Raw genomic sequence first — 26,209 nt, forward strand, 5'->3', positions numbered from 1 at the left:
GCGAGGCCTTTTATTAATGAATCTGATTCACTTGATAAAGGAATAACTACCAGTAATCGGAACATACTTCCAGATTAAGCTGGCCTGCCATTCACCAAGGATCGCAGCCGATGCCCACTTCCAGCCTGACCCACGCCACCCTCACGCGCCCAGCGCCGCGTACGGGGTTGTCCATCGGCCTGTTCGCCATCGGCGGCTTTGCGGTATTGACCACCGAATTTCTGATCCTCGGCCTCCTGCCGGCGCTGGCCCGTGACCTTGGCCTGTCGGTGGCGGGCGCGGGCCAGTTGGTCACGCTGTTCGCCGTGACTGTGATGCTGTTCGGGCCGCCGCTCACCGCCTGGCTGTCGGCAATGCCGCGCAAGGGACTGTTCATCGCCATCCTGCTGGTGTTCGCTGCGTCCAACGCGCTGTCGGCGCTGGCGCCGAACATCTGGGTGCTGGCATTGGCACGCTTCATCGCCGCGTTGGCCTTGCCGGTGTATTGGGGCACCGCCAGCGAAAGCGCCGGGCAATTGGCCGGGGCGGGGCGCGAGGGCTGGGCGGTGTCACGGGTGTATCTGGGCATTACCGCCGCATTCGTCTTCGGCATTCCATTGGGCACGCTGGCCGCCGGGCTGGTCGGTTGGCGTGGCAGTTTCGCGTTGCTCGCCGTGCTGTGCCTGCTGGTGGCGCTGTTGATGTGGGCGTGGCTGCCGAGCGTGCCGGCTGCACCCGCCCCTGCGGCGGGGGAGCGGCAGACGGTGATCCTCAAGGACCGCCGCTTCATCGCCCATGTGCTGCTCTCGGCGCTGGTATTCACTGCCATGTTCATTGCTTACACCTACCTGGCCGAGACCCTCGAACAGCTGGCCGCCGTGCCGGCCGGTGAAGTGGGCTGGTGGTTGATGGGCTTCGGCGTGGTCGGCATGCTCGGCAACGGCCTGGCCGGGCGCATCGTCGATCGCAGCCCACTGCGGGCCACACTGTTGCTGTTGGCGATGCTGGCGTTGGGCATGGGCGCGGTCACCCCGTTGCTCGGCACTGCATGGCTGCTGGGAGGCGCGCTGGTGCTATGGGGCATCGCCTACACGGCGCTATTCCCGGTCTGTCAGGTGCGGGTGATGCAGGCCGGCGCCAAGGCCCAGGCCCTGGCCGGGACCTTGAATGTGTCGGCGGCCAATGCCGGTATCGCCGCCGGTGCGGCGTTGGGCGGCGCGGTGATCCAGGTCCTGGGCCTGAGCGCCCTGGGCTACGTGGCGTGTGGGTTCGCCGTGCTGGCGATGATCGCGACCCTGGCCATGCTGGCGAGCGAGTGAGGCCTACACCGCCCGGGTGTTGAGCAGACGCACGCCCAGGCCGATGAACAGCGCGCCGCTGGCGCGCTTGAACCAGGCCGCCAGGGGCGAAGCCTTCAGGCGCAGGCCGAAGCGCCAGGCCGTGAAGCAGTAGAAGGAGTGCACCAGGCAGACGATCAGCGAGCCGCTCAGGTACATGGCCGCGAACTGGCCGAAGATTGGCCGCCCAGGCTCGAGGAACTGCGGCAGGAAGGCGCAGAAAAATACCAGAGTCTTGGGGTTGCTCGCCGAGACCAGGAAGGCTTCCACGGCGATCCGCCATTGCGTCTGGGGCGGCGTCGCGACCACCTGCGCCGTCGACGCGGTGGGGGCGCCTTTACCCAGCAACTGGCGCAGGCCGAGGTAGATCAGGTAAGCGGCGCCGGCCAGCTTCAGCACCAGGAACGCCGTGGGCAACGAGATCAGCAGGGCACCCACGCCCATGGCCACGGCGGTGATCGTCAGCAGTTGCGCGGTGAGGTTGCCGAACAGGGTCATGCTCATGCCGGAAGGGCCATAGCGCAAGGCATTGCGCACGGTGAGCAGGACATTCGGGCCGGGCAGCAGCGAGGTGAGCAGGTAGGCGAAGGAGAACGTCAACCAGAGGTGCAGGGCCATGGAGCGCGTCCTTTGCGCTGGTAAAGACACACAATGCCAGTAATCGGCGCGGACCGCCATTGGGCATCGCTGAGGGAGCGGCTTGCCCGCTCCCAGAGAAAGTGCCCAGGCCGGTTCAGCGCGCCAGGCGCCCGCTGACGAAGTGGGCGACATCGTTGAAACCGGGCGTGGAGGCATGGCCGGGCGTCACCAGCGAATCGATGAAGGCCTCGTCCTCCGCCGTGACCTTGACCTCCAGCGCACCGGCATAGGTGTCCCACTGCGCCTCGGTGCGCGGCCCGACGATGGCCGAGCTGACCAGGCGGTTGTTCAGCACCCAGGCGATGGCGAACTCGACGATGCCCACGCCCTTGGCCTCGGTATAGGCATGGATCTTCTGGGCGATGGTCAGCGATTCCTGGCGCCATTCCACTTCCATGATGCGCTTGTCCTGGCGGCCGGCGCGGCTGCCTTCGTTGGGGGTGGAGCCTGGCGCGTACTTGCCGCTGAGCACGCCACGGGCCAGCGGGCTGAACGGCACCACGCCCAGGCCATGGTAGGCGGCGGCGGTGAGTTGTTCGGGCTCGGCCTGGCGGTTGACGATGTTGTACAGCGGCTGACTGACCACCGGCTTGGCCACGCCGAGCCTTTGCGCCACGTTGCAGATCTCGGCGATGCGCCAGCCGCGGAAGTTGGACACGCCCCAGTAGCGGATCTTGCCTTGCGCCAGCAGGTCGCCGATGGCGCGCACGGTTTCTTCCAGCGGTACCGAATGGTCCTCGCGGTGCAGGTAGTAGATGTCCAGGTAGTCGGTGCCCATGCGCGTGAGGGTGGCCTCGATGGCATTGAACAGGTGCTTGCGCGACAGGCCGCTGCGGTTCGGCAGGCCATCGACCGGGCCATAGCCGGCCTTGGAGGCGATGATCCACTCGTGACGGTTGCGCGCCACCGCCTCGCCGACGATTTCCTCGGAGCGGCCGCCATTGTAGACATCGGCGGTGTCGACGAAGTTGATGCCCTGGTCCCAGGCCTTGTCGATGATGCGCAGCGAGTCTTCGGTGCTGGTCTGCTCGCCGAACATCATGCTGCCGAGGGTGAGGGCCGAGACTTGCAGGCCAGAATGGCCGAGAGGGCGGTAGATCATTACAGATAATCCTTTTCTGATGCCACGAGAGGGGTTTCCCTCTTTTACACAGTTCCGCCCTGCATTGAAAGCGCAGGCCAGGCACCGTTTCAAGGCGCTGGCGCGAGGCTCATCCATCCGCCCAGGCATCGATCAGCTCACGCGCCTCGCGGCTCGACAGCGGCCGCTTCAGGCGCTGCGACAGCACCGCCATGGCCCGTGAATAGCCCTTGGCAATCACTGCCTCGACCTGGTCGTCCAGGCATTGCAGGGCAACGAAGTCGCCTTGCTCCGGCGTGCCGACGTACTCGATCCGGTTCCAACTCGCGGCATGCCCGAGCACCTCGTAGGTGCGCCCGTGCTGGTAGGTCCAGAAAAACGGCACGTCGTCGTAGCGGCGCCGTTCGCCGAGCATGTTGGCGGCGGCGATCACGCCATGCTGCTGGGCCAGGCGCCAGTGCTCGATGCGCACCGGGCGGCCAGCAAGGGGGAAGGTGGCGATATCGCCCGCCGCCCACAGGCCGTCGGCGGCCTGCAGGTGCGCGTCCACCGTGAGCGAATGGTCTTCGGCCAGGGGCAGGCCCTGGACGAAGCGGGTGGCCGGGGTGACGCCGGTACCCAGCAGCACCAGCGCGGTCTCCAGGCGCTCGCCATTGGCCAGCAGCACGGCCTCAACGCGCTCGCGGCCCTCGAAGCCGACCACCTCGGTCGGCCCGTGGAACTGCACACCCTTGCGTTCATGCAGCTCGCGCAGGGTCTGGCCGATGCGCTCGCCCAACTGCCGGGCCAGCGGGATGGCGTGGCGCGTGACCACATGCACCTGCAAACCGTACTTGCGCAGGGCGCTGGCGGCCTCCAGGCCGATGAAACCGTCGCCGACGATCACCACCGGCTGGCCCGGCTCGGCCAGGTCGAGCAGCTGCGCGGCATCGGTGCGCGAGCGCAGTACGCAGATGCCGGGCAGTTGCACGCCGGGGAGCTGGGGGCGGTAGGGCTTGCCGCCGGTGGCCAGCAGGGCGGCGTCGTACTTCAACTGCTGGCCGTCGGCCAGGCTGATCACGCGCTTGCCGGCATCCAGCGCGCGTACCTTGCCGTGCATGCGCCGCAGCTGGCCTCGGCGCAGGTCGACTGGGGCGAGCAATGAGGCTACTTCGTCCACCGGCATCTGCCCGGCGATGACGAACTTGCTCAGCGCGGTGCGATCGTAGGCGTTCGGCTGTTCCTGGTCGATCCACAGCAGGCGCCCGGCAAAGCCATGGTCGAGCAAGGTGGCGATGGCGGCCGCCCCGGCGGCGCCGGCACCCACCACGACGAAGGTGCGCGCGTCGCTGTGGCGCGGCGCTTCGGCCTCGGGCAGTGGCTGGTCGTCCACCCATAGCTGGCCGTTCCTGACCTGCACGGCATGCCGGCGCAGACCGGCCAGCGCCGGGGGCTCGCACACCGCGCCCTCATCCACGGCGAAGGCGGCCTTGTGCCAGGGGCAGATCAGCACCCCCCCACAGACCGCGCCTTGTTCCAGTGGCGCGCCCTCATGCGGGCAGTTGGCCTGGTAGGCACGCACCCGCTCGCCCTGGCGCACCAGGACGATGTCTTCGGTGCCGGCCTGGACGCGCAGGGGACGGTGTTCTTCGAGCTGGTCGAGGCTGGCCACGGCATGGAAGGTCATGGGGATCTCCTCAGCAGGTAGTGTTCATTTGACGCCTGCCATGGAGCCAGGCTGCGCTCAGCCGACGATCGGAAGGGTGATTACAATATTTCACAAAAACTTCAAATGAGACTAAATTGACTCAAAATCAATGTACAAGTACCATTCGCGCCAATTTTAGCTAACGGCTCGGGTGAGTTCATGAGTAATTTGCGTGCAATAGGGATGGTCAGCTGGCTGGCAGTGGCGGTAGCGCTGGCCGGTTGCGGAGTGGCTGAAGAACAGCAGGCCGTGACTGAAACGGCATTTCCGGTGGAGACCGTGACGCTGGCCAGCGAACAGTTGGCCCTTACCTCGACCTTGCCGGGCCGGGTCGAACCGATGCGGGTGGCCGAGGTGCGTGCCCGGGTGGCCGGCATTGTCCTGCACAAACGTTTCGAGGAAGGCGCCGACGTCAAGGCCGGCGATGTGCTGTTCCAGATCGACCCGGCACCGTTCAAGGCTGCCCTGGCGCGTGTCGAGGCCGACCTTGCGCGGGCCCAGGCGGTGCAGCAGGAGGCCCAGGCACGGGTCAAGCGCTATGAGCCGCTGGTCAAGATCGAGGCGGTCAGCCAGCAGGACTTCGACACCGCCAGCGCCGAGCTGCGCAGCGCCCAGGCGGCCGTGCGCTCGGCCCAGGCCGACGTGCAGACCGCGCGCCTGAACCTGGGCTATGCCACGGTCACCGCGCCGATCTCCGGCCGCATCGGCCGCGCCCTGGCCACCGAAGGTGCCCTGGTCGGGCAGGGCGACGCCACCTTGATGGCGCGCATCCAGCAGCTCGATCCGATCTACGTCGACTTCACCCAGTCCGCCGCCGAAGCGCTGCGCCTGCGTCAGGCCCTCAAGGACGGCGCGCTCGGCGCTGGCGACGACAAAGCGCTGACCGCCCAGGTGGAAGGCACCGACTACCAGCGCCAGGGCGCGCTGATGTTCACCGACGTGGCGGTCGACCGTGGCACCGGCCAGGTCACCTTGCGCGGTCGCTTCGACAATGCTGACGGCATCCTGCTGCCGGGCATGTACGTGCGCGTGCGCACCCCGCAGGGTATCGACCAGCAGGCCATCCTGGTGCCGCAGCGCGCGGTGCAGCGCGGCAGCGATGGCGAGGCGCGGGTGCTGGTGGTCGGCAACGGCAACCTGGCCGAGGCGCGCAGCGTGCGCACCGGCGCGATGCACAGCTCGCGCTGGCAGATCACCGAGGGCCTGCGCGCTGGTGACCAGGTCATCGTCGGCGGCCCGGCCGGCCTTGCGCCTGGCATGTCGGTGCAGCCGGCCCAGGCGCAACAGGCCGCGGCACACTAAGGCGAGGGTAGCGAGATGTCCAAGTTCTTCATCAATCGGCCGAACTTCGCCTGGGTCGTGGCGCTGTTCATTTCCCTGGCCGGCCTGCTGGTGATCCCGGCGCTGCCGGTGGCCCAGTACCCCAGCGTGGCACCGCCACAGATCTCCATCACCGCCTCCTACCCGGGCGCCTCGGCCAAGGTGCTGGTGGAGTCGGTGACCAGCATCATCGAGGAGTCGTTGAACGGAGCCAAGGGCCTGCTTTACTACGAGTCCACCAACAACTCCAACGGCGTGGCCGAAGTGCTGGTGACGTTCGAGCCCGGCACCCAGCCGGACATGGCCCAGGTCGATGTGCAGAACCGCCTGAAGAAGGCCGAGGCGCGCATGCCCCAGGCGGTGCTGACCCAGGGGCTCAAGGTCGAGCAGGCCAGTTCCGGCTTCCTGCTGATCTACGCCTTGACCAGCACGGCCGGTGATCAGGGTGATACCACGGCCTTGGCCGATTATGCCGCACGCAACATCAATAACGAGCTGTTGCGCGTGCCGGGTGTGGGCAAGCTGCAGTTCTTCTCTTCGGAGGCGGCCATGCGGGTCTGGGTTGATCCGCAGAAACTGGTGGGCTATGGCCTGTCCATCGACGATATCAACAACGCCATCCGTGGCCAGAACGTCCAGGTGCCTGCCGGCAGCTTCGGCAGCACGCCGGGGGCCAGCGAGCAGGAACTGACCGCGACGCTGGCTGTGCAAGGCACCCTGGAAACGCCGGAGGCGTTCGCCGCCATCGTCCTGCGCGCCAACCCGGACGGCTCCAGCGTACGCCTGGGCGATGTGGCACGCATGGCCATCGGTAGCGAGAACTACAACCTGTCCTCACGCCTGGATGGCAAACCGGCCGTGGCCGGCGCGGTGCAGCTGGCACCTGGCGCCAATGCCATCCAGACCGCGACGCTGGTCAAGGAGCGCCTGGCCGAGCTGTCGCAGTTCTTCCCGGAAGGCGTTGAATACTCGGTGCCGTACGACACCTCGCGCTTCGTCGATGTGGCCATCGAGAAGGTCATCCACACCTTGATCGAAGCCATGGTGCTGGTGTTCCTGGTGATGTTCCTGTTCCTGCAGAACGTGCGCTACACCCTGATCCCGTCGATCGTGGTGCCGGTGTGCCTGCTGGGTACGCTGATGGTCATGAAGCTGCTCGGTTTCTCGGTGAACATGATGACCATGTTCGGCATGGTGCTGGCCATCGGTATCCTGGTGGATGACGCCATCGTGGTGGTGGAGAACGTCGAGCGGTTGATGGCCGAGGAAGGCTTGTCGCCGGTGGAGGCCACCATCAAGGCGATGGGGCAGGTATCCGGGGCGATCATCGGCATCACTTTGGTGCTGGCCGCGGTGTTCCTGCCGTTGGCGTTCATGTCCGGATCGGTCGGGGTGATCTATCAGCAGTTTTCCGTATCGCTGGCGGTGTCGATCCTGTTCTCCGGCTTCCTCGCCCTGACCTTCACCCCGGCGCTGTGCGCCACCCTGCTCAAGCCGGTGCCCCATGGCCACCATGAAAAGGGTGGTTTTTTCGGTGCCTTCAACCGCGCCTTTGCCCGCGTCACCGAGCGCTACTCGGTGATGAACAGCGCCCTGGTGGCCCGTGCCGGGCGCTGGATGCTCGCCTACGTCGGTATCCTGGTGGTGCTCGGCTACTCCTACCTGCGCCTGCCGGAGGCCTTCGTGCCAGCAGAAGACCTGGGCTACAGCATCGTCGACGTGCAACTGCCGCCCGGCGCCAGCCGGGTACGCACCGACCACACCGCCGAGGCACTGGAAAAGTACCTGATGTCGCGCGACGCGTTGGCCAGCTCGTTCATCGTCAGCGGCTTCAGCTTCTCGGGCCAGGGCGACAACGCCGCGCTGGCGTTCCCCACCTACAAGGACTGGTCCGTGCGCGGCAAGGAGCAGTCGGCAGAGGCGGAAACCGCAGCCATCAACGCCCAGTTCGCGGCCAATGGCGATGGTGCCATCACCGCGGTCATGCCTCCGCCGATCGACGGCCTGGGCAACTCCGGCGGTTTCGCCCTGCGCCTGATGGACCGTGGCGGCCTGGGGCGCGATGCGCTGCTGGCGGCCCGTGATCAGCTGTTGGCCCGCGCCAACGGCAACCCGGTGATCCTCTACGCGATGATGGAGGGCCTGGCCGAGGCGCCGCAGCTACGCGTGCAGATCGACCGCGAGAAAGCCCGCACCCTGGGCGTGAGCTTCGAGACCATCAACAGTACCCTGGCCACCGCCTTCGGTTCGGCGGTGATCAACGACTTCAGCAATGCCGGGCGCCAGCAGCGCGTGGTGGTGCAGGCCGAGCAGGGCGAGCGCATGACCCCGGAAAGCGTGCTACGCCTGTATGCACCCAATGTCAGCGGCGAGCAGGTGCCGTTCAGCGCCTTTGTCTCCACTCGCTGGGAGGAGGGGCCGGTACAACTGGTGCGCTACAACGGTTACCCGTCGATCCGCATCGCCGGTGACGCCGCGCCCGGCTACAGCACTGGCCAGGCGATGGCCGAGATGGAGCGTCTGGTCAGCGAGCTGCCACCTGGCATTGGTTATGCCTGGACCGGCCTTTCGTACCAGGAAAAGGTGTCCAGCGGCCAGGCTGCCGGCCTGTTCGCCCTGGCCATCCTGGTGGTGTTCCTGCTGCTGGTGGCGCTGTACGAGAGCTGGGCAATCCCGCTGACGGTGATGCTGATCGTGCCGATCGGCGCCTTGGGCGCGGTCTGGGCGGTACTGCTCACCGGCATGCCCAACGACGTGTACTTCAAGGTCGGCCTGATCACCATCATCGGCCTGGCGGCGAAGAACGCCATCCTGATCGTCGAGTTCGCCAAGGAGCTGTGGGAGAAGGGTTACAGCTTGAGCGACGCCGCCATCGAGGCCGCGCGCCTGCGTTTGCGCCCGATCGTGATGACCTCCATGGCCTTCATCCTCGGCGTGGTGCCCCTGGCCATCGCCACCGGCGCCGGTGCGGCCAGCCAGCGCGCCATCGGTACCGGGGTGATTGGCGGCATGCTCAGCGCCACCTTGCTGGGCGTAGTGTTCGTGCCGATCTGTTTCGTCTGGGTGCTGAAGCTGCTCAAGCGCAAGCCGGCCCCTGTGCAACACGCTGTCGAGGTGGCGAAGTGATGGTCATGGATAAATGTGCACTCCCGTTCGTGCTGGCCTTGACCCTGGTCGGCTGTTCCCTGGCGCCGACCTACCAGCGCCCGGAGGCGCCGGTGGCGGCTGCCTGGGGCGATGTCGCCGGCCATCATGGCAAGTCGGTGGAGCAGCTGGACTGGCAGGCGTTCATCGTCGATCCGGCCTTGCGCCAACTGGTCGCCACGGCACTCGACAACAACCGCTCTCTGCGTCAGACCCTGCTCGACATCGAGCAGGCCCGAGCGCAATACCGCATCCAGCGGGCTGATCGGGTGCCTGGCCTGAGTGCCGGAGCTTCCGGCAATCGCCAGCACTTGCCGGCGGACCTGTCGAACAGCGGCAGGGAAGGGGTCAGCAGCAGCTACCAGGTGGGGCTGTCGCTGCCAGAGTACGAAGTGGACCTGTTCGGTCGGGTCAAGAGCCTGAGCGATGCGGCCCTGGAACAGTACCTGTCCACCGAGGAGGTCGGCCGCGCCGCCCGCATTGCGCTGATCGCCGATGTCAGCCAGGCCTACCTGAGCCTGGACGGTGCCGAACGGCGCCTGGCGCTGACCCGCCAGACCCTGGCCAGCCGTGAGGACTCGCTGGCCCTGGTCGGCCAGCGACGAGGCGCTGGCACGGCCACGGCGCTGGACCACCAGGAAGCGTTGGGGCTGGTCGAGCAGTCACGGGCTGAGCTGGAAGGCATCGTGCGCGAGCAGCGCCAGGCCTACAACGCCCTGGTACTGCTGCTGGGCAGCGCCGAGGCGGCCAAGTCGATTCCCGCCGAGCGGGCGCAGGCGCCGATGGTCCTGCAGGACATCGCCCCAGGCGCGCCGTCGGCGCTGATCGAGCGCCGCCCGGACATCCTCGCCGCCGAGCACCGGCTGCGGGCGCGCAATGCCGATATCGGCGCGGCGCGGGCGGCGTTCTTCCCGCGGATCAGCCTGACCGGCAGTTTCGGCACCTCCAGCGCGCAGATGTCCGGGTTGTTCGACGGTGGCTCGCGTAGCTGGACGTTCATGCCGCAACTGTCGCTGCCGCTGTTCGACGCCGGGCGCAACAAGGCCGGCCTGAACCTGGCCGAGGCGCGCAAGGACTCGGCGGTGGCCGCTTACGAAGGCACGATCCAGAGCGCTTTCCGCGAAGTGGCCGACGCCCTGGCCGCCACCGATACCTTGCGCCGCGAGGAAGCCGCGCGGCGTGCCCTGGCCGACACCAGCCGGGCGACCGTAACGCTGGCCAGGGCGCGCTATGAGGGCGGGGTGGACAACCACCTGCGCTACCTGGACGCGCAGCGCAGCGGCTATGTCAACGAAGCGGCGTTCATCGAGGCCAGCACCCAGCGCCAGCTGGCACTGGTCGATCTGTTCCGTGCCTTGGGCGGTGGCTGGCCGGCCCAAGGTTGAAATGCCTCCTTTGGTTGGGAAATCCAACCGCTTGGCCCCAGGTGTCCCTGCCTTGGGGCCTTTTTTTGCCCAGTGATAGGGGCCGAACAGGCGAGCGTTAATCGCGCAACAGATCCGGACTGTTGAAGTTACTCAATCGCGCATCGTCCTCGGCACACGCCAACCCCTGTAAACTCGCCTGCAGCAAAGCCTTCTGCAAACTCCGCTCACCCGCCTGCCAGGCTTGCTCCAGCAATGGCAACACGCGCCGGGGCAACACACTGAACATCGGCTGCCAATACCCACCCTGGCGCACCATGGCCGCGCTGTCGTGCGCCACGGCCAGGCGCAGCAGGTCCTCGACCAGCGCCCGGTCGATGCGCGGCGCATCGCAGGCCAGCACTACCACCCATTCGTGCCGGGCTGCCCTGAGCCCGCTGATCACGCCGGCCAGCGGGCCGGGAAAGTCCGCTTCGGCGTCGGTGACGAGCTGGTCGGCGTAGATCGCGTAGGCTGTCTGGTTGCGGTTGCAGGAGATCACCAGGTCATCGCTCAGTGCCCGCACGGCGCGTTGCACATGCGCCACCAACGGCTCGCCGCGCCAGGGCACCAGCCCCTTGTCGCGCCCGCCCATGCGCTGGCCACGGCCGCCGGCAAGAATAAGGATGGAGCAGGGGGGGAGAACGTCGGGCATGAAAAAGGGTTCCGGGCAGTCAATGCCGGGAACCCTCCCATTTACCGCAGGGCTTGTCCAGTCAGCCCTGGTGGGTGGCCACCTGCGCCGCCTTGGTCTTGCCGCGCCCGGCCAGGCGCATCACCACGACGAAGAACACCGGCACGAACACCACGGCGAAGGTGGCGCTGAGCATGCCGCCGATCACCCCGGTGCCGATGGCTTGCTGGCTGGCCGAGCTGGCGCCGCTGGCGATGGCCAGCGGCACCACGCCGAGGATGAACGCCAGCGAGGTCATCACGATCGGGCGCAGGCGCAGGCGGGCGGCCTGGATTGCCGCGTCCACGGCATCGACGCCCTGGTCCACCAGGTCCTTGGCGAACTCGATGATGAGGATGGCGTTCTTCGCCGACAGGCCGATCAGGGTGATCAGGCCGACCTTGAAGAACACGTCGTTGGGCAGGCCGCGCAGGGTCACCGCGAGCACCGCGCCGAGCACGCCCAGCGGTACCACCAGCAGTACCGCGGTGGGGATCGACCAGCTTTCGTACAGCGCGGCCAGGCACAGGAACACCACCAGCAGCGACAGCGCCATCAGCAGTGGCGCCTGGCTGCCGGACAGGCGTTCCTGCAGCGACAGGCCGGTCCACTCCAGGCCTGCACCTGCCGGCAGCTGCGCCACCAGGCGCTCGATCTCGGCCATGGCCTCGCCCGAGCTGTAGCCGGCCGCCGGCTCGCCGGAAATCGACACCGCCGGGTAGCCGTTGTAGCGGGTCAGCTGCACCGGGCCGGACTGCCAGTGGGCGCTGACGAAGGCGCCCAGGGGCACCATCTTGCCGCTGCTGTTGCGCACGTGGATCTTCAGCAGGTCCTCGACCTGGCTGCGCCGGTCGCCTTCGGCCTGCACCACCACCCGCTGCATGCGGCCCTGGTTGGGGAAGTCGTTGACGTAGTTCGACCCCACCGCGGTGTCGAGCACCGCGCCGATATCGGCAAACGACACGCCCAGGGCGTTGGCCTGGCGGCGGTCCACTTCCAGCTCGACCTGAGGGCTCTCCGCCAGCGATGCTTCGCGCACGTTGACCAGCACCTTGCTCTTGCGCGCCGCGTCCAGCAGTTGGTCACGAGCTTCCATCAGCCCGGTGTGGCCCATGCCGCCGCGGTCCTGCAGGCGGAACTCGAAACCGGTCGACTCGCCCAAGCCGTCCACCGGCGGCGGCAGCACCGCGTAGGCGATGGCGTCCTTGAGCTGGGTGAAGGCCATGGTGGCGCGTTCGGCGATCGACTGCGCGCTGTCGTCGCCACCGCGTTCGGACCAGTCCTTGAGCGTGGTGAAGGCCAGCGCCGCGTTCTGCCCGCTGCCGGAGAAACTGAAGCCGAGGATCAGCGTGGTGTTGGCCACGCCGGGTTCTTCGGCGTTGTGCGCCTCGATCTGCTGCCCGACCTCGATGGTGCGCGCCTGGCTGGCGCCTGGCGGCAGCTGGATGTCGGTGATGGTGTAGCCCTGGTCCTCGGTGGGCAGGAAGGCGGTGGGCAGTTGGCTGAAACCGTACACCAGCACGCCGACCAGTGCGGCGTACACCAGCAGGTAGCGACCGCTGCGGGCCAGGGCGTGGGTCACCCAGCGCTGGTAGCCGTTGCTCATGCCCTCGAAGCGGCGGTTGAACCAGCCGAAGAAGCCCTTGCGCTCATGGTGCTCGCCTTTCTCCAGCGGCTTGAGCAGGGTGGCGCACAGGGCCGGGGTCAGGCTCAGGGCGAGGAACGCCGAGAACAGGATCGACACCGCCATCGACACCGAGAACTGCTGGTAGATCACCCCCACCGAGCCTTGCATGAAGGCCATCGGCAGGAACACCGCCACCAGCACCAGGGTGATGCCGACGATGGCGCCGCTGATCTGGCCCATGGCCTTGCGCGTGGCTTCCTTCGGCGGCAGGCCTTCCTCGGCCATGATCCGCTCGACGTTTTCCACCACGACGATGGCGTCGTCCACCAGGATGCCGATGGCCAGCACCATGCCGAACAGGGTCAGTACGTTGACCGAGAAACCCAGCACGTTCATCACCGCGAAGGTGCCCATCAGCGCCACCGGCACCACCAGGGTCGGAATCAGCGTGTAACGGAAGTTCTGCAGGAACAGGAACATCACCGCGAACACCAGCACCATGGCCTCGAGCAGGGTGTTGATCACCTGCTTGATCGAGACCTTGACGAAGGGCGAGGTGTCGTAGGGGATGTCGTACTTCACCCCGGCCGGGAAGTAGCGCGCCAGCTCATCGAGCTTCTGCTTGACCAGGGTCGCGGTTTCCATGGCGTTGGCGCCGGGCGACAGCTTGACGCTGAAGGCGCTGGTGGCCTTGCCATTGAGGCGGGTACCGTACTGGTATTCCTGGGCCCCGATCTCGACCCGCGCCACGTCACCGACAGTGACCGTGGAGCCGTCGGTGTTGGCGCGCAGGACGATGGCGGCAAATTCCTCGGGGGTGCTCAGCTGGCCCTTGACCACCACGTTGGCGGTGATCTCCTGGGTCGGTCGGCTCGGCAGGTCGCCGATGCTGCCGGGGGCAACCTGGGCGTTCTGCGCGGCGATGGCCTCGGCCACGTCGTTGGGCGTGAGGTTGAAGCCGACCAGCTTGGCCGGGTCGATCCAGATGCGCATGGCCCGTTCTGAACCATACAGCTGCGCCTTGCCGACGCCCTTGAGGCGACGGATCTCGTTCATCACGTTTCGCGCGAGGATGTCCGACAGGGCGATCTCGTCGAGGCTGCCGTCCTCGGAGGTGAGGGTGGCCAGCAACAGGAAGCCGGTGGACACCTTCTCCACCTGCAGGCCTTGCTGGGTGACCGGGCGCGGCAAGCGCGACTCGATCACCTTGAGGCGGTTCTGCACGTCGACCTGGGCCATGTCCGGGTTGGTGCCGGGCTGGAAGCTGGCGGTGATGGTGGCGCTGCCCAGGCTGCTCTGGGATTCGAAATAAAGCAGGTTGTCGGCACCGTTGAGCTCCTGCTCGATGATGCTGACCACGCTCTCGTCCATGGTCGCCGCCGAGGCGCCGGGGTAGACGGCGTAGATTTCCACCTGCGGCGGTGCCACGTCGGGATACTGGGCCACCGGCAACTGCGGGATGGCCAGGGCGCCGACCAGGAGGATGAACAGGGCGACCACCCAGGCGAACACCGGGCGGTCGATGAAGAACTGCGGCATGGATCAGGCCCTCATTGGCCGTTGTGTTGGGCGACTGCGGTGGCGCCTGGTTGTTCGTCGACTTGTACCTGGTCGCCGGCCTTGACGTGTTGCAGGCCCTCGACCACCACGCGGTCACCCGGGGCCAGGCCCTCGCTGACGATCCAGCGGTCGCCCTGGGCACTGCCCAGGGTCACCTGGCGTTCGCTGATGCGGTCCTGCGGGTCGACCAGCAGCACCTTGGGCACACCGGCGCTGTCGCGCAGGATGGCGCGTTGCGGCACGCTGATGCCCTGGGGCTGCACGGCCTGGTCCAGGCGCACGCGCACATAGCTGCCGGGCAGCAGGTCGAGGTCCGGGTTGGGGAACTCGCTGCGCAGGGTGATCTGGTTGGTGCTCGGGTCGACGCTGATATCGGAGAACAGCAGCTTGCCGGCCAGCGGGTAGGCGCTGCCATCGTCCTGGATCAGCGTGGCCTTGACCTGGTCGCGGCCCACCTGCTGCAGCTCGCCGGCACGCAGCGAGCGGCGCAGGGCGTTGAGTTCGCGGGTCGACTGGGTGACGTCGGCGTGGATCGGGTTCAACTGCTGGATGGTGGCCAGCGGCGTAGTCTCGCTCTGGCCGACCAGCGCGCCCTCGGTTACCAGGGCGCGGCCGATGCGCCCGGAGATCGGTGCGGTGACGGTGGCATAGCCCAGGTTCAGGCGCGCGCGTTCCAGCGCCGCCTTGGCTTCGCCGACCGCGGCGTCGGCCTGGAGGAAGGCGGCGCGGGCGTTGTCGTACTCCTGGCGGCTGACGGCCTTGTCCTCGACCAGTTCGCGGTAGCGCTGCTCCTGCAGGCGCGCCTGGTACAGCGTCGCCTCGGCCTTGGCCAGGGTGGCGCGGGCGCTGTCGAAGTCGGCCTTGAACGGCGCCGGGTCGATCAGGAACAGCACATCGCCTTGTTTCACGTCGCTGCCTTCGCGGTACACCCGCTTGAGCACCACGCCGGCCACCCGGGCGCGCACCTCGGCGGTGCGGGGGGCAAGGATGCGGCCGCTGAGTTCGGTGCTGATGGCCAGCGGCTGCACGGCAAGGGTTTCGACCCGGACCTGGGAGGGCGGGGCCTTTTCTTCCTGCTCGGCGGCGTCGTTGCAAGCGGCCAGGGAAAGGGTCATCAGCGCCAGCAGCGCCACAGGGCGCAGGCGCAAAGCACGGAGCGTGGACATACGGATCTTCCAGGTTTGATCCAGCGTATGCTAAAGCAGCCGTTCGGGTGGCGGCTGTTAAGCTGTGTTGGGCGTGTGTGAAAAAGTGTGAACAATCGGCGGTGGCCCGCCCGGGATTCTATATCCTGCCTTACTTCAATCTTTCGTCAAATCCCCTTATGCCGAACATTCTCCTGGTCGAAGACGACAGCGCGTTGTCCGAACTGATTGCCAGCTACCTGCAACGCAACGATTTCCATGTCCGGGTGATTGCCCGCGGCGACCATGTGCTGGACGAATTCCGCCGGCAGAAACCGGACCTGGTGATTCTCGACCTGATGCTGCCGGGCCTGGACGGCCTGCAGGTATGCCGCCTGCTGCGCCAGGAGAGCCAGAGCCTGCCGATCCTCATGCTGACCGCCCGCGACGACAGCCACGACCAGGTGCTGGGGCTGGAGATGGGCGCCGACGACTACGTCACCAAGCCGTGCGAGCCCCGCGTGCTGCTGGCCAGGGTGCGCACGTTGCTGCGCCGCAGCAATGTCAACGAGCCGCGCCTGGACTGCGACCTGATGCAGATCGGCGGGCTGTGCATCGACCTGGCCGAGCGCACGGTCACCTGGCGCGGCGAAGAGGTGGAACTGTCCAGCGGCGAGTACAACCTGCTGGTGGTGCTGGCGCGCAACGCCGGCGAGGTGATGAGCCGTGACCGCATCCTCCAGCAATTGCGCGGCATCGAGTTCAACGGCACCGACCGTTCGGTGGACGTGGCCATCTCCAAGCTGCGCCGACGTTTCGACGACAGCGCAGGTGAAGCGCGCAAGATCAAGACCGTATGGGGCAAGGGCTACCTGTTCAGTCGCGTCGAGTGGGAGTACTGATACGCCATGCTGAAGATCCTGGTGCGGTTGTACCTGGTGATCATCGTCGCCTATGCCGGGGCGATCGCGCTGATTCCCGACACCATCGTCGGTTTGTTTCACGATCGCTTCATGGCCTACAACCTCGACCAGGCCAAGGGCGTGCAGACCCTGATCGTGCGCCAGTTCCAGCAGGCCCCGCGGGAGCAGTGGCCGACGGTGGAAAAGGAACTGGCCACGGCGTTCAAGCCGTTGGAGGTGCGCTTGCTGCGCATGGACGACGCTGAGCTGAGCAGCGAGGAAAAGGCCCGGCTCGAGCATGGCCTGTATGTGGTGCGCATGGCCGACTGGGGCTATTACGAAACGGCGCTGGCGCCGCTGGACCAGGACTGGCTGGTACGCCTGCACTCGCCGGACGACCCGCTGGACATCAACGTGCTGTCCTGGGGCGTGACCGTGCTGATCGGCGCGGCCATGCTCGGCTGCCTGTTGCTGTGGGTATGGCCGCACTGGCGCGACCTCGAGCGCCTGAAGGACACCGCCCGGCGCCTGGGGCGCGGCGAGATGTCCGAGCGCACGCATATCTCGCCGCGCTCGAACATCGGCGAGCTGGCCGGGGTGTTCGACACCATGGCCAGCGACCTGGAGCGCCACGTCAATCAGCAGCGTGAACTGCTCAACGCGGTGTCCCACGAGCTGCGCACGCCATTGACTCGCCTGGACTTCGGCCTGGTGCTGCTGTTCGACGAGGTGCCGCCGGCCAGCCGCAAACGCCTGCTGGGGCTGGTGGGCCATGTGCGCGAGCTGGACGAGCTGGTACTTGAGCTACTGTCCTACAGCCGCCTGGAAAGCGCCGACCAGGCCCGCGAGCGGGTCGAGGTGTCGTTGCTCGAGCTGGTGGACAGCGTGCTCGGTGGTTTCGCCGAAGAACTCGACGATCGCGGCATCCAGTGGGAGGTGCAATGCGACACCGACCTGCCACGCTTCGTCCTCGATCCGCGACTGACTGCTCGCGCGGTACAGAACCTGGTGCGCAACGCCATGCGCTACTGCGACGAAAGCCTGCTGCTGCGCTTGCGCCTGGAAGAGGATGGCGCCTGCCTGGTGACGGTCGAGGACGACGGCATCGGCATTCCAGTCGAGGAGCGTGAGCGGATCTTCCAGCCGTTCTACCGGCTGGACCGCAGCCGCGATCGCAACACGGGTGGTTTCGGCTTGGGCTTGGCGATCAGCCGGCGGGCCATCGAAGGGCAGGGCGGCACGCTCACAGTGGCGCAATCGGCGTTGGGTGGGGCGCAGTTCAGGATTCGCTTGCCAGCCGGGTAGTCCACCGGACGAAGCGGTCCTTGCCCGTGTGCTTGGCTTCGTACAGGGCCTGGTCAGCCCGGATCAGCGCCATGCTCAGGGTATCGCCGCTATCGATCCGGGCCAGGCCGATACTGATGGTCACCGGGTGTGCCCCGAGGTCCTCGCGCACCCGCTGGCACAACCTCGCAACTTGCTGCTCGGCGCCTGTTTCATCCAGCCCCTGGAAGAAGATCGCGAATTCCTCGCCGCCCAGCCGGGCGATCTCGTGGCCGATCATCGCCGCCTTTATGTGCGCCGCCACGCGCTTGAGCACCTCGTCGCCGATGTCATGGCCGAAGCGGTCGTTGACCTGCTTGAAATTATCGATGTCGATCATCGCCAGATACTGTTCGCCGGCCTGTTGCAGCTGCTTTTCGGCCTTGGCCATGAACGAGCGACGGTTGGGGATGTCGGTCAGCGCATCGATATAGGCCTGCTCCAGCAGTATCTTGGTCAGGTAGAAGTTGTGCAGCTTGGCCTGGCGGATGCGCAGGTAGCTGTAGATCACCAGGCCGCTGAGGCATACCGCGTAGCTGATCAGCATCGCGCCTTCGAGCTCCAGGGCTTCGATACGCGTGTGGAGGAAAGGATTGAGCATGATCCAGGTGATGCCCATGGCGCAGAAGAACGACCAGCGTCGCACCGGTAGCACCGACACGGTGTACAGCACGGTAGAGACTCCGAGCACCAGCCATACCGGGCGCAGGGCGATGGGGATGCCCTCGATCACCAGGCGCATGGCCAGGGTGATCACCGCCACGAACAGCAGGTTTAGCACGTCGAAATGCTGGCTCCTGCGGGTGAAGCCCAGGACCACGGTGAGGCTGCACAGCAGGGCGATGAACATCCCGGACAGCCAGGTGAAGCCCTGGCCGCCGAGGTAGCTGACGATCAGGTCGAAGACCAGCCAGATGGCGATGCCGATGCAGAAGATCAGCAGGCAGAAACGGCGCATGGCCTCGAATTCGTGCTGGCGGAACTCGGCGCGCAGGGCGGCGGGGGCGACCTGCTGGCGGATGTGGGCTTCGAGGGTCTTGTACATGCTGGAGGATGCCCTCGGCTATTGTGCGGGTCTTGCCGGCCGTGTCACTGGCAAGCCCGCTCCCATAAAGGTTGGGTGCTGGTATTCGTGGGAGCGGGCTTGCCCCGCGATGAGATTCGTTCAGGCGGCTGGTTTCAATCCCTGGAAAGCGTCCCTCTGGCCCAGGGCCGATAGCGCAGGGCGAACACGGCTTCGGCGTGACAACCTCCGCTCAGCGCCGGCTGCGCAGGTTCGGCGTGGAACGGTTGGCTAGGCTTGCTGACCTGGCGAAATGCCTCGCGCACGATGCCCACCCGGCAGGGCAGGGCCTGTTCATAGCCTTGGCGTACCAGCGGCGTCAGGCGCCCCGTGCCGGCGCCGTCCTGCCACCAGACGTTCAGGCCAAGGCTGGCCAACTGCTCCAGCCACGCGCCATTGACCCGCGGCGACAGCTGCCCGGCGCTGAACGCGCTGATATGCAGGGGCTTGTCCAGTTGCCGGTTGAAAGCCTGCAATTGCGTGTGCAGCGCATCGCGCCTGGCCGGGTCGCGAAAGTGCAGGTCGTCCAGTTCCATGGGCAGGTACCAGCCGGCCACCGGCAGCGCCCAGTCGGCCTTGAGCTGCTGATACTGGGTGAGCGAGCGTCCCAGCTGCGCCTTGAAGTAACTGTTCAGGCCTTCGCCGTCGAGCTGTTCGAGGCGCTGGTAGTAGGCCGGATCCATGTACAGGCCCAGCACCAGCTCGAGGCCTTGGGCCCGCGCTTCGCGCAGGCTCCCGGCCAGCCAGCCCTCGGAGCCTCCAAACTCGCTGTCGCCGTAGGCACTCCACTGCACGATCAGGGTCTTGCCGCCCTGGGCCACGGTGGCTCGCCACAGGTTTTGCCACTGCGCCGGGGTGACGTTCGCGTCACGGTTGAGCGGCTGGTAGAACAGGCGCTGGTCGGCCTGGGCGGGTAGCCACAGGATCAGCAGGCAGAGAGCCAGGAAGCTACGCATCAGAAGTTCATCTCCACACCCAGCAGTACGCCGTTGCCGCGCTCGTAGAGGTTGCCGCCCAGTGCCTGCTGGTACTCGGCGCGTACTTTCAACGAACCGCGATAGGCGTTGTAGCGGTCATCGTCGAACCACCACTGCCAGCGCACGCCGACCCCGGCGCGGGCGTCCTGGCGCCAGTCATTGCTCGGGTCCTGGCTGGAAAATTCAAGAAAGCCGTAGGGCATGATCGTCTGCGGCGACTGGCTGGGCAGTTTCCACGCATGGCCCTGCTGGAAGCGCGACAGCCAGGCATGGTCGCCGGCACGGGTCCACCAGGCGGCGTCGAGGTAGAGGAAGCGCTCGTCCCAGTCGTCCTCGTCGATACGCCAGTCGTTGCGGTACTTGCCCTGATCCAGGAACGAAGCCGTGGCGCGCAGCAGCAGGTCGTTGCTCGATTCGGCGTTGTGACGCAGGTCGCCCCAGTTGCCGCCGACCTTGGCCGGGCTGAGCAGTTCGCCCAGACTCAGGCCGCTGTAGTGCGTGCTGTCGATCTGGCGCTGGTGGTACAGCTCGGCGTACAGGTTGAGGTTGGCCTGGCCGAGCGGCTTGTAGCGCAGGCCAACACCGGTGCCCATGCTCTGCGCATAGTCGGTGCGGCTCTGGCCACCGAACAGCACGCGGCCGTAGACCGACAGGGTGCTGCCATTGCGGCTGGGCTCCTCGCCCAGGGCGTGGTCCCACATCGCCAGCTGCACGTTCTGCGAGCGGGCCCGGCGCGAGCTGCCGCTGCGTTCGCCGCTGTCGAGGAACTTGTCGTTGGTCGAAGTGCCGGCGGGCGACCAGGTGCTGGCCAGGGTGATGCTGTCGCGGCGCGACAGGGCTTCATGGGCGCGGCGCTGGCGGTACTTGCGCGCCTCCAGGCTGCCGTACTCGTCGTCGCCGTCGACCAGGTTGCGCTCCACGTCCAGTACCTGGCGCAGCTCGCGGCGGGCCGAGGCACTGTCCTCGACCTCGTCGTAGCGCAGGGCCAGGGTTTCGCCCAGGCGGTAGTCCTCGGGGAAGTCGCGGCTGGCGCGCTCCAGGTAGGGTATGGACTGGCGGCGTTGCTGCTTGTCCGCCGAGCCCGCCAGGCGCATGCCGTAGTCGGCGCGGTAACGCGGCTGGTCCGGCGCCAGGCGCACGGCCTCGGCCAGCCAGGCGCTGCTCTGGGCGCTGTCGCCGGCCTGCTGGGCGGTGCCGGCGGCAGCGTAGTAGTGATCGGCGCGCGGGGCATGACGCAGCGCTTCGCGCTGGAAGGCCAGGGCCTGCTGCGGGTCGCCCTGGCGCTGGGCAATGGCGGCGCCCAGCGCCCAGTCGTCGGCACTCTGGTGCGCCGCCGCATCCCAGTGGCGGCGGGCGGTGTTGGCGTCACCGGCGTTCAGCGCACCACGGGCGGCGGTCAGGCGCGCATTGTTGGTCCAGGCGCTGGCCGGCAGGCTGTTCCAGATCGGCAGCGCTGCCTCTGAGTCGCCGGAGGCTTCCAGGGCGTAGGCCAGGGGCAGGCGACTGCCGCTATCGCCCAGGCGTTCGGCGGCCTGGTAATAGACCACAGCTTCGCCGGGCTGATCAGGCATGGCGCAGCGCCCCAGGGCGCGATACTGCCCGGCTTCGACCGGGGTGGCCGGGATGGCCTTGCGCACGGCGTCGCACTGGCCGGCTTCGGCCAGGCGGCCCAGTAGCTGGCCACGGGTGACGGCATCGACCCGTGGCACCAGGGCGAGCATGCGTGGACCGTCCAGCGGGCCGTCGTTGCGCGCATAGAGATTGCCCAGGCGTTGCAGCAGCGAGGGCGTCAGCCTGCCCTGGCGATGCGCGTAGGCGTTGTCGAGCAACTGCCGGGCGCGCTCGCTCTGGCCGCTCTCGAGCAGCATGAAGCTGGCTTGTTCCAGGGCGGCGAGATCGCCAGTCTGTCGGTAGCGTTGCTCCCACTGCGTCGCGGTGCGCGGTTGCGCAGGCTGCGCGGGTTCGCCATACAGGCGTTGCCTGAGGATGGCATAGCTGCGCGGATTGTCGCGGGCCTGGCATTGGCCGAGCTGCTCGCGGGCCAGCTTCAGGTCCTTGTGGGACAGCCAGTCGACGGTCTCCAGGCACGGGCGTTGCAGTTCATTGCTCAGCTGGCGCACCAGCGGCGCATCATCGCCTTCACGGGCCAGCTCCCACAGCTGCTGACGCTGCTCGGGGTGCTGCAGTTGCTCGGCGGGCAGGCTCTGCAGCCAGCGCTCGGCCTGCTGGTTGTGGCCCATGGCGATGGCGCGGTTGGCCATGGCCAGGCGGGCGCGGGTCGCCGCTTCCTGGGAAGGTGCGCTGGCCAGGAGTGAGTTCAGGCCCTTTTCATCGACCTGCTGGATATATGCATTGGCCAGGCGCTGCCAGTCCTGCGGGGGCAGTTGGCCCTGGTCGGCCAGCGGTTGCAACTGGTCGATGGTCTCTCCCCAGTTGCGCAGCTGCTCGGCGAAGTTGGCCCGGGTCATGCGCAACACCATGCCATCGTCGCGCACCGGCAGATGGTTCAGCCACTCCAGGGCCTTGGCCGCGCCGCCGAACTTGGCCAGGCTGACGCTGTAGGCCTGCCACAGGCGCACGCGCTGCTGGCCCTGGCTGTCGGCGAGCCAGGCCTCCACCTGGCTCGCGGCCGGCGGGTCCTGTTCGATCCAGGTCAGGCGCAGCTCCAGCAGGGCATCGGCGTGTTCAGGATTGTCGTCGAGGTCTTCGGCGATGGCCTGGGCTTCCTTGTACCGCCGTTGATGGGCCAGGGCTTCGGCCAGCAGGGCGCGGGCTTCGTTGTTGTTCGGCACGCGCCCCAGCACATGGCGGGTCAGGCGCTCGACCTCGGCCCAGTTGTCTTTCTGCGCCTCCCGATAGCCACGCTCCATGAAGGGGTAGCTGGTGAAGCGCTGGAAGTCGGTCATCGGCTTGGTCGGTGCGGCCAGGGCGGAAGAACACAGCAGCAGGCTGGCGATGGTCAGGGAAAGACGGGGCGTCATGCCACCTCCCGGGTCAGGTCGTAGGCGGCCTGCTGTTCGCTGGCCTGCTCGGCGAGGGCTTGCTGCAGCACCTCCTCGGTGATGATGCCGCGGGCGATCAGGTGCTCGCCCAGGCTCTGCTGCTCAGGGTTGAAGTCGATCAGGGCCTGGTTGAACAGGGTCACCGGCACCATGCCGCGCACTTGCAGCAGCGAACCGAGCATCACCTGGTGGGTACCGACCCTCTCCAGCAGCGCGGCATCGTCCTGGTGGCGTTCGAGTACCTCGAGCATTTCCCGGGTCTCGGGTTTCTGCCAAGGGCTCGGGTAGTGATAGCGCAGGCCCAGGGTAACGCGCCCCTGCGGCGCCAGGCGGGCACGCACCGGGCGTTTGAGCTGGCGGCTGATGACCCCCAGCGAGACCTGGCTGACCGGGCTTTCGCTGGCCAGCACCAGGGTGTCGCCGTCTTCGTCCACAGGCAGCACGCCATAGTGGGTGGCGAGCTTGCGCGGCAGCTTGGCGATCAGCGCCGGGGCGATCCTGAACGGATTGAGCGGCGCCCAGGGCAGGTCCAGTTGTTCGGCCAGGGTCTCGACCAGCTGTTCGCTGGTGAGCCAGCCGCGCAGCAGCAGCTCGCGGCCCAGGCGCCGGCGTACCGGGCTGGTGATGGCCTGCTCCAGCTGTTCTTCGCTGATCAGGCCTTTCTCCACCAGGCGATGGCCCAGCGGGGTGCGTGCCGGCGCGGCGAGGGCAGGGAACTCGTGGGTGGTCTTGTCCCAGGCCACCCGCCGCGAATCGCCCATCTCCATCACCTGGCGCAGGGCACGCAGGTTGGCGAAGAAGTTGACGAAGTTGCTCCACATCATTCGTGGTGCCGAGAGCAAGCCTTCGAAGACGCCGTAGTAGCGGGTGACGAACCAGAACCGCTGGAACAGGCGATTGAACAGCAGCAGGCCGTTGAGCCACAGCAAGGTGCTGAGCAGCGTGCTGTCGCTGAGGATCGACATGAACCGCCACGACTCCGGCGCGATCACCGTGACCAGCCACATGGCCAGCAGCACCAGCAGCAACAGGTTGACCAAAAAACTCAACAGGTAGGCGAACAGCCCGCGGCGGTCGCGCCAGAGGAAGTAGTTGAGCGCGCCCTTGCGGCTCCAGCCGAGGTTGCTGGTGCCCTGGAACACGATGCCGACGATCCACCGCGATTTCTGGCGGATGGCGTGCTGCCAGTCACGGGGAAAATGCTCGCGTACGCAGATCACCTGGGCGAATTCGCGGCTCATGCCGGGGCGCCACTCCTGCTTGAGGGCCAGCGCAGGGTCGGTGATGGAATAGCGGGCGAAGATGCACTTCATGCCCTTTTGCTTGAGGCGAAAACCGATGTCGTAGTCTTCGGTGAGGCTCTGCACATCGAAGGCGATGCCGTCGCCGTCCTCCAGCAGCGCGCTGATCGCCCGGCGGCTGAAGCAGGTGCCGACCCCGGCGCTGGGCACCTGGCCGGTGAGCGCCTCGCGCACGATGACGTCCTTGCCGTGGTTCTCGGCGAACTCGTCGACATAGTGGCCGGCGGTGAAACCCTTCCATTCCGGGGCGTAGGGGTACACCGGGATCTGGATCATGTCCTTGTTCGGCAGCAGGTAGTTGAACAGGCGCAGTTCCATGGGCGAGATGACATCCTCGGCGTCATGCAGGATGAACCCGGCGAACTCGATGCGCGCGTCCTGCTGGAAACGCAGGATGGCGTCGATGATGTTGTTCAGGCAGTCGGCCTTGCTGGTGGGGCCGGGACGGGCGCAGACCACCTTGTGCACGTTGGGGTAGTGCAGGCACACGGCGTCGACGTCGGCCTGGGTCTGCGGGTCGTTGGGGTAGGTGCCGACGAAGATCTGGTAGTTCTCGTAGTCGATGGTCGAGGCGGCCAGGCGCGCCATCTCGCCGACCACGCCGACCTCGTTCCAGGCCGGCACCATGATTGCCAGGGGTTTTTCCGGCACTTCGAACAGGCGCTTTTCGTCGGCCTTGTCGAACTTGTCGTAGATCCGGAAACGTCGGATCAGCTTGCGGCCCCAGTAGCACAGGTCGATGAACAGATCGTCCAGGCCCAGCAGGAACATCAGTGTCGCCAGGATGATGGCAAGGATCTTCAGGCCGAACAGGACGTAGGTGAGGAAATCGATGAAGGCCAGGCTCATGCGTTGTCCCGTGCGGCGGATTGCTCGGCGAACCAGCGGCTCAGGCGTTCGGCGATGCGCTCGCTGGCATGGCCGTCACCGAAGGGGGTGTAGACCTGGGCCATACGCTCGTAGGCCGACGGGTCATCGAGCAACTGGCTGGTCTCCTGGACGATGCGCTCGGTGAGCGTGCCGACCAGCTTGACCGTGCCGCCCTTGAGCACGGCGGGTCGCTCGGTGACCTTGCGCAGCACCAGCACCGGCTTGCCCAACGCGGGGGCCTCTTCCTGCACGCCGCCCGAGTCGGTGAGGATGATATGGGCGCGGTTCATCAGCCAGACGAAGTGCGGGTAGTCCTGGGGCGCGACCAAATGGATGTTGTCGCGCCCCGAGAGCACGCTGTACACCGCGTGCTGCACCTGTGGGTTGAGGTGCACCGGGTAGAGGAACTGTACGTCGGGGTAGCGCAGGGCCAGTTCGGCCAGGGCCAGGCAGATGCGTTCGAAGCCGCTGCCGAAATTTTCCCGGCGGTGGCCGGTGATCAGCACCATGCGCTGGTCGTCGCGCAGCACATTGAGCGGGGAGTTGGCGGCGGGGCGCCAGTTGTCCTTGTTCAGCTTGTCGCGCATCCACAGCAGGGCGTCGATCACCGTGTTGCCGGTGACCTCGATGTGCTCGGGTGGCACGCCTTCGCGGATCAGGTTGGCGTCGGAGTCGCGGGTGGGGGTGAAGTGCAGGTCGGCGAGCACGCCGGTCAAGCGTCGGTTGGCTTCCTCGGGCCAGGGCTGCTGCAGATTGCCGGTGCGCAGGCCGGCCTCGACATGGCCGATGGGAATGTGACGCTGGAAGGCGGCCAGCGAGGCGATGAAGCTGGTGGTGGTGTCGCCGTGGACCAGGACGATATCGGGCCCGACCTGTTCATAGGCCTGGTCGAGCTTGTCCAGCAGGTCGCGGGCCAGGCCGTTGAGGGTCTGGTTCTGGGTCATCACCTGCAGGTCCTGGTCGACCGCGAGGCCAAAGGCGGTGAGGACCTGTTCGAGCATTTCGCGGTGCTGGCCGGTGGAGCAGATCTGCAGGTCGACCTCGGGCCAGTCGCGCAGGACGCGGGCCAGCGGGGCCATCTTGATCGCTTCGGGGCGGGTACCGAATACCATCATCACGGTGTAAGCCATCGTGTAGTTCCTCGTTCGATTCCCTGGACGAAGGTGTACGACGTGTCGACGCTTGCCAGTCATAAAT

General features: G+C 66.9%; 17 protein-coding genes. 6 read left to right on the top strand and 11 right to left on the bottom strand.

What is annotated here, in order from left to right:
- The first annotated feature begins 110 nt into the window (after positions 1–110).
- Complete coding sequence (locus AC3WL2_RS13125) at positions 111–1,298, top strand: MFS transporter (protein ID WP_102682839.1); 1,188 nt, start codon at positions 111–113, stop codon at positions 1,296–1,298.
- A gap of 3 nt (positions 1,299–1,301) precedes the next feature.
- On the opposite strand, the gene AC3WL2_RS13130 is transcribed toward AC3WL2_RS13125, so the two are convergent.
- The 3 genes from AC3WL2_RS13130 to AC3WL2_RS13140 form a co-directional block, all read right to left on the bottom strand.
- The gene (locus tag AC3WL2_RS13130) at positions 1,302–1,934 is read right to left on the bottom strand and encodes a LysE family translocator (RefSeq protein ID WP_102682838.1); all 633 of its coding nucleotides are present in this window, start codon (positions 1,932–1,934) and stop codon (positions 1,302–1,304) included.
- Positions 1,935–2,049: 115 nt separating this feature from the next.
- Positions 2,050–3,057 carry an aldo/keto reductase gene (locus AC3WL2_RS13135; protein WP_102682837.1) on the bottom strand — a complete coding sequence of 336 codons (1,008 nt, stop codon included), beginning with the start codon at positions 3,055–3,057 and terminating at the stop codon, positions 2,050–2,052.
- A 109-nt stretch (positions 3,058–3,166) separates the two neighbouring features.
- Entirely contained in the window at positions 3,167–4,702 is a 1,536-nt protein-coding gene (locus tag AC3WL2_RS13140) for an FAD-dependent oxidoreductase (protein WP_102682836.1), read from the bottom strand.
- Positions 4,703–4,882: 180 nt separating this feature from the next.
- On the opposite strand from AC3WL2_RS13140, the gene AC3WL2_RS13145 reads away from it, so the two are divergent.
- The 3 genes from AC3WL2_RS13145 to AC3WL2_RS13155 are packed head-to-tail and all read left to right on the top strand — an operon-like array spanning position 4,883 to position 10,572.
- A complete protein-coding gene (locus AC3WL2_RS13145; RefSeq protein WP_102682835.1) occupies positions 4,883–6,025 on the top strand; it encodes a MexC family multidrug efflux RND transporter periplasmic adaptor subunit in 1,143 nt (380 codons plus the stop codon).
- A 15-nt stretch (positions 6,026–6,040) separates the two neighbouring features.
- Positions 6,041–9,169 carry a multidrug efflux RND transporter permease subunit gene (locus AC3WL2_RS13150; RefSeq protein ID WP_102682834.1) on the top strand — a complete coding sequence of 1,043 codons (3,129 nt, stop codon included), beginning with the start codon at positions 6,041–6,043 and terminating at the stop codon, positions 9,167–9,169.
- Positions 9,169–10,572 (top strand): efflux transporter outer membrane subunit, encoded by a 1,404-nt coding sequence (locus tag AC3WL2_RS13155; protein WP_102682833.1) that lies wholly within the window; start codon positions 9,169–9,171, stop codon positions 10,570–10,572. The genes AC3WL2_RS13150 and AC3WL2_RS13155 overlap by 1 nt, the downstream gene beginning before the upstream one ends.
- A 97-nt stretch (positions 10,573–10,669) precedes the next feature.
- Here the strand turns inward: AC3WL2_RS13155 and mobA are convergent, their stop codons facing one another.
- From mobA to AC3WL2_RS13170, 3 genes are all read right to left on the bottom strand, one after another.
- Entirely contained in the window at positions 10,670–11,245 is a 576-nt protein-coding gene (gene mobA / locus AC3WL2_RS13160; RefSeq protein WP_102682832.1) for a molybdenum cofactor guanylyltransferase MobA, read from the bottom strand.
- A gap of 61 nt (positions 11,246–11,306) precedes the next feature.
- Positions 11,307–14,429, bottom strand: coding sequence for a multidrug efflux RND transporter permease subunit (locus AC3WL2_RS13165; protein WP_102682831.1), 3,123 nt, complete (start codon positions 14,427–14,429; stop codon positions 11,307–11,309).
- An 11-nt stretch (positions 14,430–14,440) separates the two neighbouring features.
- Positions 14,441–15,616 carry an efflux RND transporter periplasmic adaptor subunit gene (locus AC3WL2_RS13170; RefSeq protein WP_102682830.1) on the bottom strand — a complete coding sequence of 392 codons (1,176 nt, stop codon included), beginning with the start codon at positions 15,614–15,616 and terminating at the stop codon, positions 14,441–14,443.
- Between the two features lie 158 nt (positions 15,617–15,774).
- Here AC3WL2_RS13170 and AC3WL2_RS13175 point away from each other — a divergent pair, with 158 nt between their 5' ends.
- Together AC3WL2_RS13175 and AC3WL2_RS13180 are read left to right on the top strand one after the other, a co-directional pair.
- Complete coding sequence (locus AC3WL2_RS13175; protein ID WP_102682829.1) at positions 15,775–16,476, top strand: response regulator; 702 nt, start codon at positions 15,775–15,777, stop codon at positions 16,474–16,476.
- Positions 16,477–16,482: 6 nt separating this feature from the next.
- Positions 16,483–17,781 (top strand): ATP-binding protein, encoded by a 1,299-nt coding sequence (locus AC3WL2_RS13180; RefSeq protein WP_102682828.1) that lies wholly within the window; start codon positions 16,483–16,485, stop codon positions 17,779–17,781.
- Here AC3WL2_RS13180 and AC3WL2_RS13185 read toward each other — a convergent pair.
- The 5 genes from AC3WL2_RS13185 to wecB all read right to left on the bottom strand — a co-directional run bounded on the left by AC3WL2_RS13185 (position 17,756) and on the right by wecB (position 26,142).
- Positions 17,756–18,844, bottom strand: a complete 1,089-nt coding sequence (locus AC3WL2_RS13185; protein WP_102682827.1) for a GGDEF domain-containing protein — start codon at positions 18,842–18,844, stop codon at positions 17,756–17,758. The genes AC3WL2_RS13180 and AC3WL2_RS13185 overlap by 26 nt on opposite strands.
- A 134-nt stretch (positions 18,845–18,978) precedes the next feature.
- Positions 18,979–19,818, bottom strand: a complete 840-nt coding sequence (locus AC3WL2_RS13190) for a DUF4434 family protein (protein ID WP_102682826.1) — start codon at positions 19,816–19,818, stop codon at positions 18,979–18,981.
- A complete protein-coding gene (locus tag AC3WL2_RS13195; protein ID WP_102682825.1) occupies positions 19,818–22,820 on the bottom strand; it encodes a phage receptor in 3,003 nt (1,000 codons plus the stop codon). Before AC3WL2_RS13195 ends, AC3WL2_RS13190 begins: the two co-directional genes overlap by 1 nt.
- Complete coding sequence (gene nfrB / locus AC3WL2_RS13200) at positions 22,817–24,991, bottom strand: cyclic di-3',5'-guanylate-activated glycosyltransferase NfrB (protein WP_102682824.1); 2,175 nt, start codon at positions 24,989–24,991, stop codon at positions 22,817–22,819. The genes AC3WL2_RS13195 and nfrB overlap by 4 nt, the downstream gene beginning before the upstream one ends.
- Positions 24,988–26,142, bottom strand: coding sequence for a non-hydrolyzing UDP-N-acetylglucosamine 2-epimerase (gene wecB / locus AC3WL2_RS13205; protein WP_102682823.1), 1,155 nt, complete (start codon positions 26,140–26,142; stop codon positions 24,988–24,990). Before wecB ends, nfrB begins: the two co-directional genes overlap by 4 nt.
- Positions 26,143–26,209: the final 67 nt, after the last annotated feature.

It is taken from the genome of Pseudomonas sp. FW305-96 (genome assembly GCF_058783825.1).

Excerpts from the sequence above, each read along its gene's own strand:
- wecB (WP_102682823.1), bottom strand. The coding sequence starts at position 26,142 with ATGGCTTACACCGTGATGATGGTATTCGGTACCCGCCCCGAAGCGATC.
- mobA (WP_102682832.1), bottom strand. The coding sequence starts at position 11,245 with ATGCCCGACGTTCTCCCCCCCTGCTCCATCCTTATTCTTGCCGGCGGC.
- AC3WL2_RS13150 (WP_102682834.1), top strand. The coding sequence starts at position 6,041 with ATGTCCAAGTTCTTCATCAATCGGCCGAACTTCGCCTGGGTCGTGGCG.
- AC3WL2_RS13195 (WP_102682825.1), bottom strand. The coding sequence starts at position 22,820 with ATGACGCCCCGTCTTTCCCTGACCATCGCCAGCCTGCTGCTGTGTTCT.
- AC3WL2_RS13125 (WP_102682839.1), top strand. The coding sequence starts at position 111 with ATGCCCACTTCCAGCCTGACCCACGCCACCCTCACGCGCCCAGCGCCG.
- AC3WL2_RS13130 (WP_102682838.1), bottom strand. The coding sequence starts at position 1,934 with ATGGCCCTGCACCTCTGGTTGACGTTCTCCTTCGCCTACCTGCTCACC.
- AC3WL2_RS13170 (WP_102682830.1), bottom strand. The coding sequence starts at position 15,616 with ATGTCCACGCTCCGTGCTTTGCGCCTGCGCCCTGTGGCGCTGCTGGCG.
- nfrB (WP_102682824.1), bottom strand. The coding sequence starts at position 24,991 with ATGAGCCTGGCCTTCATCGATTTCCTCACCTACGTCCTGTTCGGCCTG.
- AC3WL2_RS13145 (WP_102682835.1), top strand. The coding sequence starts at position 4,883 with ATGAGTAATTTGCGTGCAATAGGGATGGTCAGCTGGCTGGCAGTGGCG.
- AC3WL2_RS13155 (WP_102682833.1), top strand. The coding sequence starts at position 9,169 with ATGGTCATGGATAAATGTGCACTCCCGTTCGTGCTGGCCTTGACCCTG.
- AC3WL2_RS13175 (WP_102682829.1), top strand. The coding sequence starts at position 15,775 with ATGCCGAACATTCTCCTGGTCGAAGACGACAGCGCGTTGTCCGAACTG.
- AC3WL2_RS13180 (WP_102682828.1), top strand. The coding sequence starts at position 16,483 with ATGCTGAAGATCCTGGTGCGGTTGTACCTGGTGATCATCGTCGCCTAT.
- AC3WL2_RS13185 (WP_102682827.1), bottom strand. The coding sequence starts at position 18,844 with ATGTACAAGACCCTCGAAGCCCACATCCGCCAGCAGGTCGCCCCCGCC.
- AC3WL2_RS13135 (WP_102682837.1), bottom strand. The coding sequence starts at position 3,057 with ATGATCTACCGCCCTCTCGGCCATTCTGGCCTGCAAGTCTCGGCCCTC.
- AC3WL2_RS13190 (WP_102682826.1), bottom strand. The coding sequence starts at position 19,818 with ATGCGTAGCTTCCTGGCTCTCTGCCTGCTGATCCTGTGGCTACCCGCC.
- AC3WL2_RS13165 (WP_102682831.1), bottom strand. The coding sequence starts at position 14,429 with ATGCCGCAGTTCTTCATCGACCGCCCGGTGTTCGCCTGGGTGGTCGCC.
- AC3WL2_RS13140 (WP_102682836.1), bottom strand. The coding sequence starts at position 4,702 with ATGACCTTCCATGCCGTGGCCAGCCTCGACCAGCTCGAAGAACACCGT.